General features: G+C 40.4%; 2 protein-coding genes. Both read left to right on the top strand.

Features of this window, described 5'->3' with window-relative positions; translation table 11 throughout:
- Window positions 1-159 precede the first annotated feature (159 nt).
- On the top strand, window positions 160-609 hold the full coding sequence (locus D6024_RS26340; RefSeq protein ID WP_121357806.1) for a hypothetical protein: 450 nt from the start codon (window positions 160-162) through the stop codon (window positions 607-609).
- 171 nt (window positions 610-780) lie between these two features.
- Window positions 781-1,284 (top strand): hypothetical protein, encoded by a 504-nt coding sequence (locus D6024_RS26335; RefSeq protein WP_162945068.1) that lies wholly within the window; start codon window positions 781-783, stop codon window positions 1,282-1,284.
- The last annotated feature ends 263 nt before the right edge of the window (window positions 1,285-1,547 follow it).

The raw sequence follows: 1,547 nt of genomic DNA, 5'->3' as shown, positions 1-1,547 counted from the left end.
TCAAATTTCTAAAACCAAGGCTGACGAACAAGCGCCAAACGCAGTAGCTTTATTAAGCTACAGAACAAAAGTGAAACGGAAGAAACACGGAATGCCTTGGCTTCAGAAATTTGTTAACCGTTAGCGGCGAAAAGAACCCTACTGAAAATCGAGAAATAGATGTTTACCATTGAGCAAGTCGACGATATAATAATCAAAAAGGATGGAATAGACTTCATGAAAGTGAAGCGAAAGTTCGGCTGGGGCGTGACTTCTCGGTTTTATCGGAATGACAATTTGCTTCTGGAAACATGGCTCTTTACAGCAGCATTTTACATGAAGGTGAAGGTTAAAACACAATCAATACCGCAAGTGATTGAAATGCGGAAAGAAGGGGGACAGTTTTACAAAATGTACTACGGAGACAATGACCTTTCTTTAGAACTCAAATATTTTCGCAAGCCGCCCTTCATTATTTACAAGAATGCATTTGAGGTAGCCAAGATTGGTCCGCAGCGTCTGGTTACATTCGGCGGACGGTCTTTCAAGATGGAAAGTGACATTAAGGACGATGATGAGAACACGCTTCTTTTGATGTTTTTCCTTATGCAGCTGAGAGAATTTTCTTAAAACAGAAGCAAACGTCCTAAAGCAACGCCGCTAACAGCAGCTTTTAGCAAATGCGGCTTGACCACAAAGGTTCAACAAAATATCTTTATGCAGCTTTTGTGCAGTAGTGAAGCCGAATAACAATGAATGCCGCAACTGCTTAAAGCTTTAAAACGTTGTAGGCTATTCTAAATGAAACAATCGTTACTTATTATATTGGGACTTTTGACTGCTGCCTGTTCATTCGGTCAGCAAAAGTGCGACAGCAGCAATTTGCAAGTTGACAAAGTTCAGTTGCAAAACTTCTGGACTGCATTCAAAGAGGCAATAAATCAGAGCGACAAAGTGAAACTTGCAAGTCTTGTTTGTTTTCCTTTCACATGTGACTATTGCATTATTGACAGTACCAAACAAAGTGACAAGCCATACGTTAAGGTGACAAAGGCGACATTTGACAAGTCTCAATATCAAATTTTCTTTGCTGACAAGCTGGTGAAAGAAGTAAATAAACACAATCCTTCGCAAGACCTTTTCATTTTTCAGCCTTATTATAATACTGTTGACAAGAAATGCTCTTACAGCTTTCAATACATTGCCAGAGATGAAAATTCCCAGCACCCAGGCATGCAGCACTTCTTTGACATTCAAAAGGTAAACGGACAATTTAAAATCATTTCTGCATGGACACTTCCGTGAGTGACGAAGAACAGCCTACAACATTTGCTTTTCGCAACAGCGGCGGAAGAACCGCTATTAGGCTGATGAATAAATTGTTTACATCAGAAAACAAATCAACGACATAGTTGCCAATACCGCTGCTGCGGAAAGCAGTCTGACGTTGTGCGTAATCAACTTCCATGAAGTACATTTTCTTACTCAGTGTTTTGTTAAGCTGTAAAAGCGGTCCGAGAAAAGTCGTCGTCGCTCATCATGACCAGGACACAGCCACACAATTAGCT

Source organism: Flavisolibacter nicotianae (genome assembly GCF_003628535.1).
Taxonomy (GTDB): Bacteria; Bacteroidota; Bacteroidia; order Chitinophagales; family Chitinophagaceae; genus Flavisolibacter; species Flavisolibacter nicotianae.
Note: the sequence above shows the minus strand (reverse complement) of the source record. Positions and strands in the feature narration are given on the sequence as shown.